General features: G+C 42.1%; 15 protein-coding genes and 1 tRNA gene. 12 read left to right on the top strand and 4 right to left on the bottom strand.

Going from position 1 to position 15,354, the window contains the following annotated elements:
• Positions 1 to 84: 84 nt before the first annotated feature.
• From B7725_RS08470 to B7725_RS08440, 7 genes are all read left to right on the top strand, one after another.
• A complete protein-coding gene (locus tag B7725_RS08470) occupies positions 85 to 603 on the top strand; it encodes a Dps family protein (RefSeq protein ID WP_084875648.1) in 519 nt (172 codons plus the stop codon).
• Positions 604 to 812: 209 nt separating this feature from the next.
• The gene (locus B7725_RS08465) at positions 813 to 1,151 is read left to right on the top strand and encodes a zinc ribbon domain-containing protein YjdM (protein ID WP_001061600.1); all 339 of its coding nucleotides are present in this window, start codon (positions 813 to 815) and stop codon (positions 1,149 to 1,151) included.
• A gap of 2 nt (positions 1,152 to 1,153) precedes the next feature.
• Positions 1,154 to 1,777, top strand: coding sequence for a Pr6Pr family membrane protein (locus tag B7725_RS08460; RefSeq protein ID WP_000775204.1), 624 nt, complete (start codon positions 1,154 to 1,156; stop codon positions 1,775 to 1,777).
• Between the two features lie 112 nt (positions 1,778 to 1,889).
• Positions 1,890 to 3,041, top strand: coding sequence for an MFS transporter (locus tag B7725_RS08455; RefSeq protein ID WP_084875646.1), 1,152 nt, complete (start codon positions 1,890 to 1,892; stop codon positions 3,039 to 3,041).
• Positions 3,042 to 3,140: 99 nt separating this feature from the next.
• A complete protein-coding gene (gene truA / locus B7725_RS08450) occupies positions 3,141 to 3,890 on the top strand; it encodes a tRNA pseudouridine(38-40) synthase TruA (RefSeq protein WP_084875644.1) in 750 nt (249 codons plus the stop codon).
• Complete coding sequence (locus B7725_RS08445) at positions 3,880 to 4,653, top strand: bifunctional hydroxymethylpyrimidine kinase/phosphomethylpyrimidine kinase (protein WP_084875643.1); 774 nt, start codon at positions 3,880 to 3,882, stop codon at positions 4,651 to 4,653. The genes truA and B7725_RS08445 overlap by 11 nt, the downstream gene beginning before the upstream one ends.
• On the top strand, positions 4,631 to 5,092 hold the full coding sequence (locus tag B7725_RS08440) for an ECF transporter S component (protein WP_084875641.1): 462 nt from the start codon (positions 4,631 to 4,633) through the stop codon (positions 5,090 to 5,092). Before B7725_RS08445 ends, B7725_RS08440 begins: the two co-directional genes overlap by 23 nt.
• Before the next feature lie 102 nt (positions 5,093 to 5,194).
• On the opposite strand, the gene B7725_RS08435 is transcribed toward B7725_RS08440, so the two are convergent.
• From B7725_RS08435 to B7725_RS08420, 4 genes are all read right to left on the bottom strand, one after another.
• A complete protein-coding gene (locus tag B7725_RS08435; protein ID WP_084875639.1) occupies positions 5,195 to 6,277 on the bottom strand; it encodes a M24 family metallopeptidase in 1,083 nt (360 codons plus the stop codon).
• 127 nt (positions 6,278 to 6,404) lie between these two features.
• Positions 6,405 to 7,187 (bottom strand): lipid II isoglutaminyl synthase subunit GatD, encoded by a 783-nt coding sequence (gene gatD, locus B7725_RS08430; RefSeq protein ID WP_084875638.1) that lies wholly within the window; start codon positions 7,185 to 7,187, stop codon positions 6,405 to 6,407.
• Entirely contained in the window at positions 7,187 to 8,530 is a 1,344-nt protein-coding gene (murT, locus tag B7725_RS08425) for a lipid II isoglutaminyl synthase subunit MurT (RefSeq protein WP_084875636.1), read from the bottom strand. Before murT ends, gatD begins: the two co-directional genes overlap by 1 nt.
• 98 nt (positions 8,531 to 8,628) lie before the next feature.
• Entirely contained in the window at positions 8,629 to 9,945 is a 1,317-nt protein-coding gene (locus B7725_RS08420) for an FAD-containing oxidoreductase (RefSeq protein WP_000958903.1), read from the bottom strand.
• 349 nt (positions 9,946 to 10,294) lie between these two features.
• Here B7725_RS08420 and B7725_RS08415 point away from each other — a divergent pair, with 349 nt between their 5' ends.
• The 5 genes from B7725_RS08415 (at position 10,295) to B7725_RS08395 (ending at position 15,343) form a co-directional block, all read left to right on the top strand.
• Entirely contained in the window at positions 10,295 to 11,872 is a 1,578-nt protein-coding gene (locus B7725_RS08415) for a DEAD/DEAH box helicase (protein ID WP_084875635.1), read from the top strand.
• A 281-nt stretch (positions 11,873 to 12,153) separates the two neighbouring features.
• On the top strand, positions 12,154 to 12,942 hold the full coding sequence (gene codY / locus B7725_RS08410) for a GTP-sensing pleiotropic transcriptional regulator CodY (RefSeq protein WP_000940727.1): 789 nt from the start codon (positions 12,154 to 12,156) through the stop codon (positions 12,940 to 12,942).
• A complete protein-coding gene (locus tag B7725_RS08405) occupies positions 12,942 to 13,517 on the top strand; it encodes a cysteine hydrolase family protein (RefSeq protein ID WP_084875633.1) in 576 nt (191 codons plus the stop codon). Before codY ends, B7725_RS08405 begins: the two co-directional genes overlap by 1 nt.
• 80 nt (positions 13,518 to 13,597) lie before the next feature.
• A tRNA-Leu gene (locus tag B7725_RS08400) sits at positions 13,598 to 13,683 on the top strand.
• A gap of 382 nt (positions 13,684 to 14,065) precedes the next feature.
• Positions 14,066 to 15,343, top strand: a complete 1,278-nt coding sequence (locus B7725_RS08395) for an ABC transporter permease (RefSeq protein ID WP_084875631.1) — start codon at positions 14,066 to 14,068, stop codon at positions 15,341 to 15,343.
• Positions 15,344 to 15,354: the final 11 nt, after the last annotated feature.

The raw sequence follows: 15,354 nt of genomic DNA, 5'->3' as shown, positions 1-15,354 counted from the left end.
TCTTGCTTTTGTCTACTAGGTGTAGTATACTGAGGTAGTAATCAATAAATATGGTTACAAAAATAATATTATGAGGTGAAAAAAATGGTTGAATTGAAAAAAGATGCATTAAAAGACGTAACAACATTATCTAAAACAGCGCCAGTAGCATTGGCAAAAACAAAGGAAGTATTGAACCAAGCAGTAGCAGACTTGTACGTAGCGCATATCGCTCTTCATCAAGTACACTGGTACATGCGTGGACGTGGTTTTATGGTATGGCATCCTAAGATGGATGAATACATGGATAGCCTTGATGGTTACCTTGATGAAATCAGCGAACGCTTGATCACTCTTGGTGGCAAACCATACTCTACTTTGACAGAATTCCTTCAACACAGTGAAATCGAAGAAGAAGAAGGAGAATTCCGTAACGTTGAAGAAAGCTTGGAACGTGTTCTAGCTATTTATCGCTACCTCATCACTCTTTTCCAAAAAGCTTTGGATGTAACTGACGAAGAAGGCGATGATGTTACAAACGATATCTTTGTTGGGGCTAAGGCTGAACTTGAGAAAACAGTTTGGATGCTTGCAGCAGAACTTGGACAAGCTTCTGGTTTGTAAAATATAGTTGCTACCCCTTTTATCATGAGGTGCCTGATAAGTGCCCATGACCAATCATCTTTTAAAAGTCATGTAACTGTAAAAAGTTGCATGATTTTTTTGTTTGCTGGACTTAGGACACATTGTCAAAAGTAGGATTTTACGGTATAATAGTTGCTGTTCAATAACATATGAATTTTAAAGAATAATTGTTAGTTTAAGGAGGACTTATGAACAACTTACCAAATTGCCCAAAATGTAATTCAGAATATGTCTACGAAGACGGAAGTCTCTTGGTCTGCCCAGAGTGTGCCTATGAGTGGAACCCTGCAGAAGTTGCAGAAGTAGAAGAAGGCGTTGTTGCTATCGATGCCAATGGAAATAAATTGGCTGACGGCGATACTGTAACCCTTATCAAAGACTTGAAAGTAAAAGGTGCGCCAAAGGATTTGAAACAAGGAACTCGCGTTAAAAATATCCGTATCGTAGAAGGTGACCACAACATCGACTGTAAGATTGATGGTTTTGGAGCTATGAAACTCAAGTCAGAATTTGTTAAGAAAATCTAGCCATGAAACTGAACTACAAATTTATTTTTTATAGTCGTGTGCTCTTGTTCTTAGCGGCATTTACAGGAGTTTATTTGGAGATTACCAAGCACGGTGGCTTTGGTATGCTCCTTTACTACACAGTGTTGTCCAATCTTTTGGTAACGATTTTCACGGGCTATCTGCTCCGTGTGATGAGCCGTTCAGGTGAAAATTGGCAAAGTCCGACCTTGCTTCGTCTCAAGGGTGGTGTTACCATGAGTATCATGATTACCTGTGTGATTTACCATTTTATGCTTGCTCCGATTGCGACAGACTTTTACCGTGTGGAAAATTTCCTTTGCCACTATATCGTTCCACTCTGGTTTTTAGCCGACACCCTCTTCTTTGATAAACGGGGTCAATACAAGATCTGGGATCCAGTCTTGTGGACCATCTTGCCCTTGGTTTATATGATTTTTGCCTTGTTTAATGGCTTGGTCTTAAAACTCAATATTCCGAATTCCAAGGACAATCCCTTCCCTTATTTCTTTTTAAATGTGAACAAGGGTTGGGACGTGGTTATCAAATGGTGTTTGATCATTTTTGCGGCGTATATGGTTGCAGGATTTATCTTCTACCTAATCAAGCAAATCAAGCGAAAATAGTCTTCCTATTAGGAAAGTTAGGACGGAGTCTCTAGTTCAATCGGGCTCCTTCTTTTCTTGCCATCTTCCTTTTAAAAGGATCAACAGTGAGAAATATACAGAAAGAAAATTCATGAAACAATATTTAGAACGGGCTAGTATTTTGGCCCTCTCCCTCGTTTTGATTACCTCCTTTTCCATCTCAAGTGCTCTGCCAGCCATGTTTGACTACTATCAAGGATACCCCAAAGAACAAATCGAGCTCCTGGTCAGTCTCCCTTCTTTTGGGATCATGATTATGCTGGTTTTAAATGGGTTTTTGGAGCGATTGTTTCCTGAGAGACTTCAGATTAGTCTGGGACTTCTCATCCTCTCTATCGGTGGAACAGCTCCCTTCTGGTATCAGGAGTACAACTTTGTCTTTGCGATGCGGATTTTATTTGGTTTGGGTGTGGGGATGATCAATGCCAAGGCTATTTCCATCATCAGCGAACGCTATCATGGAAAGACACGGATTCAGATGCTGGGTCTCCGCGGATCAGCAGAAGTTGTCGGGGCGTCGATTTTGACTCTAGTGGTAGGTCAACTCTTATCCTTGGGATGGACAGTGACCTTCTTGGCCTACAGTGCGGGATTTTTAGTATTGATCCTTTATCTGCTCTTTGTCCCTTATGGGAAAGAAAAGAAAGAAACAAAGAAAAAAGAGGCCGAAACAATTCGTTTGACAGGACAGATGAAAGGCTTAATTTTTCTATTGGCTGTCGAAGCAGCAGTTGTTGTCTGTACCAACACAGCTATCACCATTCGTATTCCTAGTCTGATGGTGGAAAGAGGTCTAGGGGATGCCCAGTTATCGAGTTTGGTTTTAAGTATCATGCAGTTGATTGGTATCTTGGCAGGTGTGAGTTTTTCTTTCTTTATCTCTCTGTTTAAAGAAAGGTTGCTCCTTTGGTCAGGTATCACCTTTGGATTGGGGCAGATTGTGATTGCCTTGTCTCCGTCATTGGGTGTGATGGTAGTTGGAAGTGTTGTGGCAGGTTTTTCTTACAGTGTGGCCTTGACGACTGTCTTTCAGCTTCTTTCTGAAAGAATCCCAGCCAAGCTCCTTAATCAGGCAACATCTTTTGCAGTGCTAGGATGTAGCTTTGGAGCCTTTACGACACCTTTCATTCTTGGGGCGATTGGCTTGGTGACTCAAAACGGTATGTTGGTCTTCACCATTCTAGGATGCTGGTTGATTGTCACTTCTATTTTTGTTATGTACGCACTTCAAAAAAGAGCTTAGGATTGGTTTCCTAAGTTTTTCTTTTTGGGAATTTTGTACCCAGACAATTATTGTTTTTTAAACTTGTTTACACTTTTATTTCCTGATAAAATAGAAGTTATGACAAGATATAAAGCAATTATTTCCTATGACGGGTATGCATTTGCTGGTTTTCAGCGGCAGCCTCATGCGCGGAGCGTTCAAGAGGAAATCGAAAAAACCTTAACGAAACTGAATAAAGGACAAGCCATCACTGTACACGGTGCTGGTAGGACTGATAGTGGGGTCCATGCTCTGGGACAGGTTATTCATTTTGACCTGCCTTATCAGATGGATGAGGAAAAACTCCGTTTTGCTCTAGATACCCAGTCTCCTGAAGATATCGATGTGATTTTGATTGATATTGTGGCAGATGATTTTCATTGCCGTTATGCTAAGCATAGCAAGACCTATGAGTTTATCGTGGATAGGGGGCGTCCCAAAAATCCTATGCGTCGTCACTATACCACTCACTTTCCTTATCCACTTGATGTGGAACGGATGCAGGCGGCCATCAAAAAGCTAGAGGGAACCCACGATTTCACTGGTTTTACAGCTTCTGGGACTAGTGTGGAGGATAAGGTTCGCACCATCACAGAAGCGAGTCTAACAGTCGATGAGACAGGCCAGTTTTTGACCTTTACCTTTTCTGGAAATGGTTTCTTGTATAAGCAGATTCGCAATATGGTGGGGACGCTACTCAAAATCGGCAACAACCGCATGCCAGTTGAGCAGATTGACCTGATTTTGGAGAAAAAAGACAGGCAGCTTGCAGGTCCCACGGCCGCACCAAATGGCTTGTATTTAAAGGAGATTCGATATGAAGAATAATCGTATTTTAGCACTTTCTGGGAATGATATTTTTAGTGGTGGAGGTTTGTCAGCTGATTTGGCGACCTATACCTTGAACGGCTTGCATGGTTTTGTAGCAGTGACTTGTTTGACAGCCTTGACAGAAAAGGGCTTTGAAGTCTTCCCTATAGATGATACTATTTTTCAACATGAGTTGAACAGCTTGCGTGATGTCGAGTTTGCAGGGGTTAAGATTGGCCTTCTCCCTACTGTCAGTGTGGCTGAGAAGGCACTGGACTTTATCAAGCAACGTCCAGGAGTGCCTGTGGTATTGGACCCCGTTTTGGTCTGCAAAGAAACGCACGATGTGGCTGTCAGTGAACTCTGTCAGGAGTTGATTCGCTTTTTCCCTCATGTCAGTGTGATTACGCCAAATCTTCCTGAAGCAGAATTGTTGGCGGGTCAAGAGATCAAAACCTTGGAAGATATGAAGGTAGCAGCACAGAAATTACATGATTTAGGAGCGCCAGCAGTTATTATCAAGGGAGGCAATCGCCTTAGTCAGGACAAGGCTGTAGATGTCTTTTATGATGGACAAAACTTTACAGTCCTAGAAAATCCAGTCATTCAAGGCCAAAATGCTGGTGCAGGTTGTACATTTGCCTCAAGCATCGCCAGTCACTTGGTTAAAGGTGATGAACTTTTACCAGCAGTAGAAAGTTCTAAAGCTTTCGTTTACCGTGCTATTGCACAAGCAGATCAATATGGAGTAAGACAATATGAAGCAAACCAAAACAACTAAAATCGCCCTTGTATCTCTATTAACCGCCCTTTCTGTAGTTCTAGGTTATTTCTTAAAAATTCCAACGCCAACAGGTATTCTAACTCTTTTAGATGTAGGTATCTTCTTTGCGGCCTTCTACTTTGGTAGTAAAGAGGGGGCTGTCGTTGGAGGTCTAGCAGGTTTCTTGATTGACCTCTTATCAGGCTACCCTCAGTGGATGTTCTTTAGCTTGATCAACCATGGCTTGCAGGGATTTTTCGCAGGATTTAAAGGGAAATGGCAATGGCTAGGCCTTATCTTAGCTACTATTGTCATGGTAGGAGGCTACGCCTTGGGTTCAACTTTGATGAATGGCTGGGCGGCAGCCCTACCAGAAATCCTACCAAACTTCCTGCAAAATATCGTGGGTATGGTTGTAGGGTTTGTGCTTAGTCAGAGTATTAAGAAAATTAAGTAAAGCGGCTGGAGAAAAGTTTTAAAAATCAGAAAAACGCATAATATCAGGTGTTGAAAAGCCTTGATATTATGCGTTTTATTGTGGGAAGATTTTCGAAGAATATTAATCAAAATAAAGGATTTCTTTGCTAGTGCTTGTAAAGAGGTCAAAGCCATCCTTGGTAACAACACCACAGTCTTCGATACGAACGCCGACTTTACCAGGGATATAGATACCTGGTTCAACAGAGAAGCACATGCCTTCTTCGATGACCATGTCATTTCCTTCCATGATAGATGGGAATTCGTGGACATCCATACCGATACCGTGACCGAGACGGTGGTTGAAGTACTCACCGTAACCAGCTTTTTCGATGACTTCACGGGCAGCGCGGTCTACTTCATGAGCAGTCACACCAGGTTTGATAAAGTCAAGAGCAGCTTGTTGGGCTTCAAGGGTCAAGTTGTAAATATCTTTCTTGAATTGGTCTGGTTTGCCGACAGCGACTGTACGAGTCATATCTGATGCGTAGCCATTGACCATAACACCCAGGTCAAAGAGGAGAAGGGCGTCTTTTTCGACCTTGTTTGCACCAGGAATTCCGTGTGGATTTGCAGCATTGTCACCAGTCAAGACCATGGTATCAAAACTCATTTCATAGCCTTCACGTTTTAAGGCAAAGTCGATTTGTGCAATGATATCTGTCTCTGTTTTATCAAGAGAGATATTGTCAAAACCAACTTTTACAGCTTTATCAGCATAGAGACCTGCAACCATCATTTTTTGCACTTCGTCAGCTGATTTGATGAGGCGCATGCGTTGGATGCGAGGAGTGAGGTTTTCAAACTCAGCAGTTTCAAAGACTGCTTTCAAACCATGGTATTTGGTTAAGATGAGATTGTCAAACTCGACAGCGACACGTTTGAAATCGTGCTGTGGCAAGGCATTTTTAATTTTTTGCCATGGATTTTCAGAATCCACATAGCCCACTACTGGGAAGGAAACAGTGCTGGTTGCACGCTCCACTTCAAGGGCTGGGACAAAAAGGAGAGGTTCCCGGTCCGCTAGGACAAAAAGGAACATTTGGCGTTCATGAGGGTCACTGTAAAAACCAGTGAGGTAATTAATAGTGACGGGGTCAGATACGACAGCGACGTCTAGTTTTTCTGATTCAAGATATGTTATGATTTGTTGTAATTTAGACATATGCTACCTTCTTTCTACCCCTCTATTTTGGCAAAAAAAGAGAGAAAATGCAAGAGAGAAGGGTAAAAGAACAGGCAAAAAGAACTCCGACAGGATAGTGGAGTTCTTTTATCTAATTTTCCTTAGTTTAAGAAAAGTCAGCCTTGCTTTTCACGTCGCTGTATTCTTCAGCGATTTCTTGACTGAGAATATCCTCATAGGCAGGAAGTTGGATGTCCTGACCGTATTTTTTTCGGAGGGCAGTAGTGACTAGGCGATAAGCCAGATTGGCATTGCGTGAGAGGATAGGTCCGTGGAAGTAGGAACCAAAGACATTCTTATAATGAACCCCTTCGCCGATCTTTTCTTCGTTATTTCCATTTCCATAGATAACCTGACCCAGTGGTTTTTGGTCATCTGAGAGGAAGGTACGTCCCTGGTGATTTTCAAAGCCATAGTAGGTTTCATCGAATTCGTCATTATGAATCTTGATGTCACCGATAAAGCGGTTATTGGTCTGGTTGAGCGTATAGTGGCCCATGACACCGAGCCCTTCGATGCGTTTACCTGAAGCTTCAACATAATATTGTCCCAATAGTTGAAAACCACCGCAGATGGCTAGAACAACACCGTCGTTTTGAATGTAGTTGTCAATGCTCTCTTTTTTAGCAGATAGGTCTCCTGCGATGATACTTTGTTCAAAGTCTTGACCACCACCGAAAAAGGCGATGTCGTAGTGGTTTTCATCAAAGTCATCATGGAGAGAAACGATGTCAACCGTCACATGTGCCCCCAGTTTTTCAGCCACATACTTGAGCATGAGAATGTTTCCATTGTCCCCGTAGGTATTCATGAGGTTTCCATAGAGGTGGGCAATGTTGAGCTGATAAGGGTAGTTGCCAGCTTTTGAGGAAAGTGAAGTATAAACCATTAGTTCATCTCCTTTCTAACAATCTGACGACTAGCCAGCAGTTCGCGGAATTCCAGCATAGCAGTATAAGTAGCCAGGATATAGGCATGCTTGCAATTTTGGTTCTCAATGGTTTTGAGAACTTGCTCTAGATTGCTTGTTTCAGTGATTTTATCAGCTGGATAGCCTGTCACCCGTAGACGACGCGCGATTTCAGAATGACGAACACCGCCTGCGTTGATTTCAGGAATGTCCATGTCAGTGATTTGTTCAAAGTCCGCATCCCAGATCCAGCTGGTATCTATTCCATCTGCATAGTTGGCGTTGAGAAGGACAGAAAGGCTAAATGGATAAGGCGCTAGTTTAATCATCTCGATAGCCTGAGTTGCACCAACAGGATTCTTGATGAGGACAAGGGTACATTCCTTATCACCGATATGGAAGGTTTCCTGACGACCAAAGACAGCACGGCTCTTATCAAATCCTTGCTTGATCCGTTGCGAATCTGCGCCGAGGAAACGGGCAATAGCAACCGCAGCAAGGGCATTGTAGATGTTGTAAAGTCCACCGACTTGGATTCCGTATTCTTGTCCGTCAATGACAAAGCGGGAGCGATTGTTGGTCAACTCAACCAAGTCTGTCAGACGGTAGTCCAAGTCAGGACGTTTGCAGCCACAATTTTCACAGATATAGGCACCCAAGTTGGCGTAGGTATTGTGCTCGTATTTGAGGATGCCTTGGCAGTCAGGACAGAGAATCCCTTCGGTATTGTAGTGAGCCAGTTGGGCTGGCCCTTTTTCCAAGTCAAAACCAAAATACTGTACTGGGTTTGGAATAGCTGGCTTGTAGAAAAGTGGACTGTCACCATTGAGGAGAACAGTAGCCGTAGGCACCTTACGAATGGCATCCAAAATCATCTTATAAGTCGTGTAAATCTCACCATAGCGGTCCATCTGGTCACGGAAGATATTAGTGATGACAAAAAGGCTAGGATGGATATAGTCACAGATACGAGAAAGACTGGCTTCGTCAATTTCAAGGACTGCAATATTTTTTCCAGTTTTAGAGGATTTGGCCGTCAAGAAGGTTGTCGTAATCCCTGTAATCATATTGGCACCGCTTTGATTAGTCAGAACCCGACCATAAACCTCTTTTAAAATGCCGACAGTGAGGGCAGTTGTCAGGGTTTTCCCGTTGGTTCCAGTGACCACGACAATCTCGTAGTTCTTAGCTAGGTTTTGTAAAATATCTTTATCGAATTGAAGGGCGAGTTTTCCTGGGAGCGTACTTCCTCGGCCAAGACGGCTCAAGATGAAGTGAGAAGAACGCCCAGCTAGGAGGCCCAAAGTAGTTTTTAATTTCATGTTTCTATTATATCATAAAAGAGAGAAAAGATAGGTTTGAGATTTCGCAGAAACAAAAACAGCCCAAAGAGGGCTGTGAGATAAGATAAGACTTCAACTTAAATCGCAAACAAGTCATTCAAGTTCTCAGCCAAGGTTGGGTGAGTGAAGATTTGTTTTGTGAAGTAAGTGTAAGGGATCTTGTTGTCCATAGCAACAGTGATGATGTTGATGATTTCTTGAGAACCTTCTGAGAAGATAGTTGCACCGAGAATCTCTTTTGTTTCAGTATTGACAACAGCTTTGAAGGCTCCGCGAAGGTCTCCATTTACGTGACCACGAGGCATAGTAGCAACAGGGATTTCCTTAACAGCGTAAGGGAGTTTCAAATCAGCTGCTTGGCTTTCCGTCAAGCCAACTTGAGAAAGAGCTGGTGTGATGAACATGGTGTTTGGTACATTGAGACGGTCTTCAAGTGTGTAGCTGCCATCTCCAGCAAGGTAGCTGTAGACAACACGGAAGTCATCAAGTGAAATGTAGGTGAATTGAAGTCCACCATTGACGTCTCCAACTGCAAAGACACCAGGAACGTTTGTTTGGCAGTGTTTGTCGACCTTGATAGCACCACGCTCCGTTAGTTCAATATCTGTATTTTCAAGTTGAAGTGGTTCTACATTCGGTTTACGTCCAGTTGCGTAGAGAAGGGCATCGAAACGGTAAGTTTCCTTTTCAGTTACGACGAGGACTTGATCACCGTCGTTTTTGATTTCAGTAGTATGGATGTTTTGAAGCAATTCAATACCGTCTTCTTCCATGTATTGTTTAGCAAGAGCTGCGATGGAAGGTTCTGCACGAGGAAGGAATGTATCCAAGGCATCTAGGACTGTGACTTTGCTACCAAGTTTGTTGTAGAGTCCAGCAAATTCAAGACCGATGTTTCCACCACCAAGGACTCCAAGTTTTTCAGGCAATTTGTCCAAGTTTTGGATACCTGTTGAGTCAAAGACATTTTTACTTGTAGCAAGTCCAGGAATTGGCAAGACGTTTGAAACAGCGCCAGTGTTGATGACGATTGTTTCAGCAGTCATTTCTTGTTTTTCGTCACCAGCCTGGATCTCGATCACCTTATTTGACACGAAATGTGCCTCTGCATCAATGACATCAACGCCATTATCGGCCAACATTTTATAATTTTTAGCGTTAAGACGACCAGTCACCGCACCACGCTCTTTCATGGTATCGTCAAATGACCAGCCCTTTTCAGCCGCTACAATCATAGTCTTGGTTGGGATACAAGCAATATTAATGCAAGTACCACCATACATCGCTTTACTGCGCTCGATGACAGCAACTTTTTTTCCAGCCGCATTCATCTTAGCAGCCAAAGTCTTACCGGCTTTACCAAATCCAATGACAATTAAATCGTATGTTAACATTTTTAAATCCTCCTATTTGATTTAATTCTAGCACAAGAAAAAAACTTTTGCACAAATCTGCTACGGGAAATGAAGTACGTTTGAAATGGTCCCTTCAAATCCTTTGATAAACAAGTTTCAGGCTACTTTACAGCTAGAAAATCGTTTACATGTTTTAATCAAGTGGTTAGACTATCTTTTGCCCCGCTCTTGTGTTATACTAGATAAGTTGCAAAGAAACCAGTACTTTTCTTTCGTGGAAAAGAAGCAACACGGTATCTCGTTTTTGTTGAAGATACGTCATGAAAAGAAAAGTATAAACTAAAGCCCTATAGGGTGGCTTCGCACCACCTTTAGAAAGAAGAAAAACGTGAAATTTAATGAATTTAACTTGTCTGCTGAATTGCTAGCAGAGATTGAAAAAGCTGGATTTGTAGAAGCCAGTCCCATCCAAGAACAGACCATTCCCTTGGCTCTCGAAGGAAAAGACGTTATCGGTCAAGCTCAGACAGGTACAGGGAAAACTGCAGCCTTTGGCTTGCCAACCCTTGAAAAAATCCGTACAGAAGAAGCGACCATCCAAGCCTTGGTTATCGCTCCAACTCGTGAACTCGCTGTCCAAAGCCAAGAAGAACTGTTCCGCTTTGGCCGTAGCAAAGGAGTGAAAGTTCGCTCAGTTTACGGTGGTTCCAGCATTGAAAAACAAATCAAGGCCCTTAAATCGGGTGCTCACATCGTAGTCGGAACACCAGGCCGTCTCTTGGACTTGATTAAACGCAAGGCCTTGAAATTACAAGATATTGAAACGCTTATCCTTGACGAAGCGGATGAAATGCTCAATATGGGCTTCCTTGAAGACATTGAAGCCATCATTTCCCGTGTCCCTGAAAATCGTCAAACCTTGCTCTTCTCAGCAACCATGCCAGATGCTATCAAACGTATCGGTGTTCAGTTTATGAAAGAACCTGAACATGTCAAGATTGCTGCCAAGGAATTGACAACAGAATTGGTAGATCAGTACTATATCCGTGTCAAGGAACAAGAGAAATTTGATACTATGACACGTCTCATGGATGTGGAACAACCAGAACTTGCTATTGTATTTGGTCGTACCAAACGCCGTGTAGATGAATTGACTCGTGGACTTAAAATTCGTGGCTTCCGTGCAGAAGGAATTCATGGCGACTTAGACCAAAACAAACGTCTTCGTGTTCTTCGTGATTTTAAAAATGGGAATCTTGATGTTTTGGTTGCGACAGACGTGGCAGCACGTGGTTTGGATATCTCAGGTGTGACCCATGTCTACAACTACGATATTCCACAAGATCCTGAAAGTTACGTTCACCGTATCGGTCGTACAGGTCGTGCTGGTAAGTCAGGTCAATCTATTACTTTCGTAGCACCAAATGAAATGGGCTACCTTCAAATCATCGAAAACTTGACTAAGAAACGCATGAAAGGCTTGAAACCAGCAACAGCAGAAGAAGCCTTCCAAGCTAAGAAGCAAGTAGCGCTCAAGAAAATCGAACGAGACTTCGCAGACGAGGCAATTCGTGGGAACTTTGAGAAATTTGCTAAAGATGCTCGTAAGTTAGCTGCTGAATTTAGTCCAGAAGAATTGGCTATGTATATCTTGAGCCTGACAGTCCAAGATCCAGACAGCCTTCCTGAAGTGGAGATTGCGCGTGAAAAACCACTGCCATTTAAACCATCAGGTAATTGCTTTGGCGGCAAAGGTAAGGGAGGTCGAGGAGGCCGTCGTGGGGACGACCGTCGAGATCGTGATCGCCGTGGCAATGGTCGCCGTGATGATTTCAAGAAAGGCAGTCGTGGGAACGATCGTTTTGATAAAGACAGACGTTACCGTAATAAAGACAATAAAAAACCTCGCAACACTTCAAGCGAAAAGAAAACCGGCTTTGTTATTCGTAACAAAGGAGATAAATAGAAAAAAGCGATTCACACTGTGAATCGCTTTTATATATAAGGAGACCGATAGTAAAAGAAGATGGTGATAGTAAAGGATAGGTGAAACGGAAAGGGATTTATCATGTCATCTTCTTATAATGTTATAATATCAAAAATAAAATAGGATGTCAATAAAAAAACGCTTTTTTTCTAAAATATTTTTGCTGTTCAAAATTGCAATTAAATAAGCAATTTTCAGATAATTATTGAAATAAAGACTTTTCTATGTTATAATGGAAGCGATTATATGCGAGGTAAAAAATGGCACATTTATTAGAAAAAACAAGAAAAATCACTTCTATTCTAAAGCGCTCAGAAGAGCAACTCCAAGATGAACTTCCTTACAATGCGATCACACGCCAGTTGGCAGATATTATTGATTGTAACGCTTGTATTGTGAATAGCAAGGGGCGCCTTTTAGGCTACTTCATGCGTTATAAAACGAATACAGATCGTGTAGAGCAGTTTTTTCAAACTAAGATTTTTCCAGATGATTATATTCAAGGTGCAAACATGATCTATGATACGGAAGCCAACCTTCCTGTTGAACATGATTTGACCATTTTCCCTGTAGAGAGCCGTGCGGATTTTCCAGATGGTTTGACGACCATTGCTCCGATTCATGTATCAGGGATTCGCCTAGGTTCCTTGATTATTTGGCGCAATGATAAGAAATTTGAAGATGAAGATTTGATTCTTGTTGAGATTGCGAGCACGGTGGTAGGGATTCAACTCTTGAACTTCCAACGTGAAGAGGATGAGAAAAATATTCGTCGTCGTACTGCTGTTACCATGGCGGTCAATACCCTTTCTTATTCAGAACTTCGTGCCGTATCAGCTATTTTAGCTGAATTGGATGGAAATGAAGGACAGTTGACTGCATCTGTTATTGCAGACCGTATTGGCATTACACGCTCGGTGATTGTCAATGCGCTTCGTAAACTGGAGTCAGCAGGAATTATTGAGAGCCGTTCACTCGGAATGAAGGGGACTTATCTCAAAGTTCTAATTGGTGATATTTTTGAGGAAGTGAAAAAGAGGGACTACTAATGGCAAAGGCTTTAATCTCAATTGACTATACAGAGGATTTCGTAGCAGACCATGGAAAGCTGACTGCAGGGGCACCTGCTCAAGCCATATCAGAGGCAATCAATCGAGTGACCAGATTGGCTTTTGAACGTGGGGACTATGTCTTTTTCACCATTGATGCCCATGAAGAGAAGGATACATTCCACCCAGAAAGCAAGCTCTTTCCACCGCATAACATCATCGGAACTAGTGGGCGTAACCTTTATGGCCCTCTAGCTGATTTTTATGCTGAGCATGAGGCGGATAGTCGCGTCTTTTGGATGGACAAACGTCACTATTCAGCATTTTCAGGAACGGACTTAGATATCCGTTTGCGGGAACGTCGTGTAGATACAGTCATCCTAACTGGAGTCCTGACTGATATTTGTGTTCTTCATACGGCTATTGATGCCTATAATTTAGGTTATCAAATCGAGATTGTCAAGCCTGCGGTTGCCTCTATTTGGTCAGAAAATCATCAGTTTGCTCTTGGTCATTTTAAGAACACTTTGGGAGCCAAGTTGCTGGATGAAAATCTGGCTGAAATCCAAGAATAATTCCCTTGGAAAAATGAAAAAAATCTGAAAAAAGTGTTGACAAAGATTTTGAAAGTTGATATACTAGTAAAGTAATCGACGCGGGGATGGCGGAATTGGCAGACGCGCAGGACTAAGGATCCTGTGACCGCTTTAGGTCGTGAGGGTTCAAGTCCCTCTCTCCGCATAGGATAAGAGTTAGCTTTGGCTAGCTCTTTTTATTTTTACAAAGAAAACTAGAGGCTACGTTTCGTATATCGAAAAATATTGGCATCAAGAACAGTCATTGTATCAGAACATTTAAACTGAGTTTTCCATTTCATTCTATCAAGAATTTTCTCAGACACAAGTCAGAAAATGAAGAACTTAGGAAATGGAAAATGCTAAGCTGAAAGACGGTTCCAGCATTTATAAAATGGAGTATATTTTTGATTGGTAAAACGCATTCTATATGAGAAAAGTTAGCGTTCGCTAACTTTTTTGTTTTTTTTTTTTTCAAAAAATTTTTTGATTTCATAAACATTTCATATTTGGATTTTATAATAGCCTTATAAACATGGAGGTGACAAATGAATCCAATCCAAAGAGCTTGGGCTTATGTCAGCAGAAAACGACTGAGAAGTTTTATTTTATTTCTGATTTTATTGGTCCTTTTGGCCGGAATTTCAGCCTGTTTGACGCTGATGAAGTCCAACAAAACAGTAGAAAGCAATCTTTACAAATCTCTAAATACCTCTTTTTCTATTAAGAAGATAGAAAACGGTCAGACCTTCAAGTTATCGGACCTAGCATCAGTTAGCAAGATTAAGGGACTGGAAAATGTCTCTCCTGAACTCGAGACGGTCGCAAAACTAAAAGACAAGGAAGCGGTCAGTGGTGAACAGAGCGTTGAACGTGATGATTTATCAGCTGCTGACAAGAATTTGGTCAGCTTAACGGCTCTTGAGGATTCATCCAAGGATGTCACCTTTACCAGTTCAGCTTTCAATCTAAAAGAAGGCCGACATTTGCAAAAAGGGGATTCAAAGAAAATCTTGATCCACGAAGAGTTGGCTAAGAAGAACGGTCTTTCGCTTCATGATAAGATTCGCTTGGATGCAGGTCAAGCTGAAGGCACAAGTGGTCAAACAGTCGAGTTTGAAATCGTCGGAATCTTTTCTGGTAAAAAACAAGAAAAGTTCACAGGCTTGTCTTCTGACTTCAGTGAAAACCAAGTCTTTACAGACTATGAAAGCAGCCAAACGCTTCTGGGAAATAGTGAACCGCAGGTCAGTGCAGCGCGTTTCTATGTAGAAAATCCTAAGGAAATGGACGGACTCATGAAGCAGGTCGAAAACTTGGCTTTGGAAAGTCAAGGTTACCAAGTTGAGAAGGAAAACAAGGCCTTTGAACAAATTAAAGACTCAGTTGCGACCTTCCAAACCTTCCTCACCATCTTCCTTTATGGGATGTTGATAGCAGGAGCAGGAGCATTAATCTTGGTCTTGTCTCTCTGGTTGAGAGAAAGGGTCTACGAAGTAGGGATTTTACTGGCACTTGGAAAAGGCAAGAGCTCAATCTTCCTACAGTTCTGTTTAGAGGTGGTGTTGGTATCTTTTGGAGCTTTGCTTCCATCATTTGTTGCGGGAAATGCCATCACATCCTATCTACTCCAAACTGTACTAGCCAGTGGAGATCAGGCAACCTTACAGGACACGCTGGCCAAAGCAAGCGGTCTATCAACTAGTCTCCTATCCTTTGCAGAATCCTATGTTTTTCTGCTCCTGATTAGTTGCTTGTCTGTAGCCCTTTGTTTCCTATTCTTATTTAGAAAATCACCGAAAGAAATTTTATCATCTATTAGTTAAGAAGGAGAAAT

It is taken from the genome of Streptococcus oralis subsp. tigurinus, assembly GCF_002096275.1.
Lineage (GTDB): Bacteria > Bacillota > Bacilli > Lactobacillales > Streptococcaceae > Streptococcus > Streptococcus oralis_CN.
This window is presented reverse-complemented; position numbering and strand designations above follow the sequence as displayed.

Bases quoted from the DNA above. Each gene is read 5' to 3' on its own strand.
- B7725_RS08470 (WP_084875648.1), top strand. From the start codon at position 85: ATGGTTGAATTGAAAAAAGATGCATTAAAAGACGTAACAACATTATCT.
- B7725_RS08465 (WP_001061600.1), top strand. From the start codon at position 813: ATGAACAACTTACCAAATTGCCCAAAATGTAATTCAGAATATGTCTAC.
- B7725_RS08460 (WP_000775204.1), top strand. From the start codon at position 1,154: ATGAAACTGAACTACAAATTTATTTTTTATAGTCGTGTGCTCTTGTTC.
- B7725_RS08455 (WP_084875646.1), top strand. From the start codon at position 1,890: ATGAAACAATATTTAGAACGGGCTAGTATTTTGGCCCTCTCCCTCGTT.
- truA (WP_084875644.1), top strand. From the start codon at position 3,141: ATGACAAGATATAAAGCAATTATTTCCTATGACGGGTATGCATTTGCT.
- B7725_RS08445 (WP_084875643.1), top strand. From the start codon at position 3,880: ATGAAGAATAATCGTATTTTAGCACTTTCTGGGAATGATATTTTTAGT.
- B7725_RS08440 (WP_084875641.1), top strand. From the start codon at position 4,631: ATGAAGCAAACCAAAACAACTAAAATCGCCCTTGTATCTCTATTAACC.
- B7725_RS08435 (WP_084875639.1), bottom strand. From the start codon at position 6,277: ATGTCTAAATTACAACAAATCATAACATATCTTGAATCAGAAAAACTA.
- gatD (WP_084875638.1), bottom strand. From the start codon at position 7,187: ATGGTTTATACTTCACTTTCCTCAAAAGCTGGCAACTACCCTTATCAG.
- murT (WP_084875636.1), bottom strand. From the start codon at position 8,530: ATGAAATTAAAAACTACTTTGGGCCTCCTAGCTGGGCGTTCTTCTCAC.
- B7725_RS08420 (WP_000958903.1), bottom strand. From the start codon at position 9,945: ATGTTAACATACGATTTAATTGTCATTGGATTTGGTAAAGCCGGTAAG.
- codY (WP_000940727.1), top strand. From the start codon at position 12,154: ATGGCACATTTATTAGAAAAAACAAGAAAAATCACTTCTATTCTAAAG.
- B7725_RS08405 (WP_084875633.1), top strand. From the start codon at position 12,942: ATGGCAAAGGCTTTAATCTCAATTGACTATACAGAGGATTTCGTAGCA.
- B7725_RS08395 (WP_084875631.1), top strand. From the start codon at position 14,066: ATGAATCCAATCCAAAGAGCTTGGGCTTATGTCAGCAGAAAACGACTG.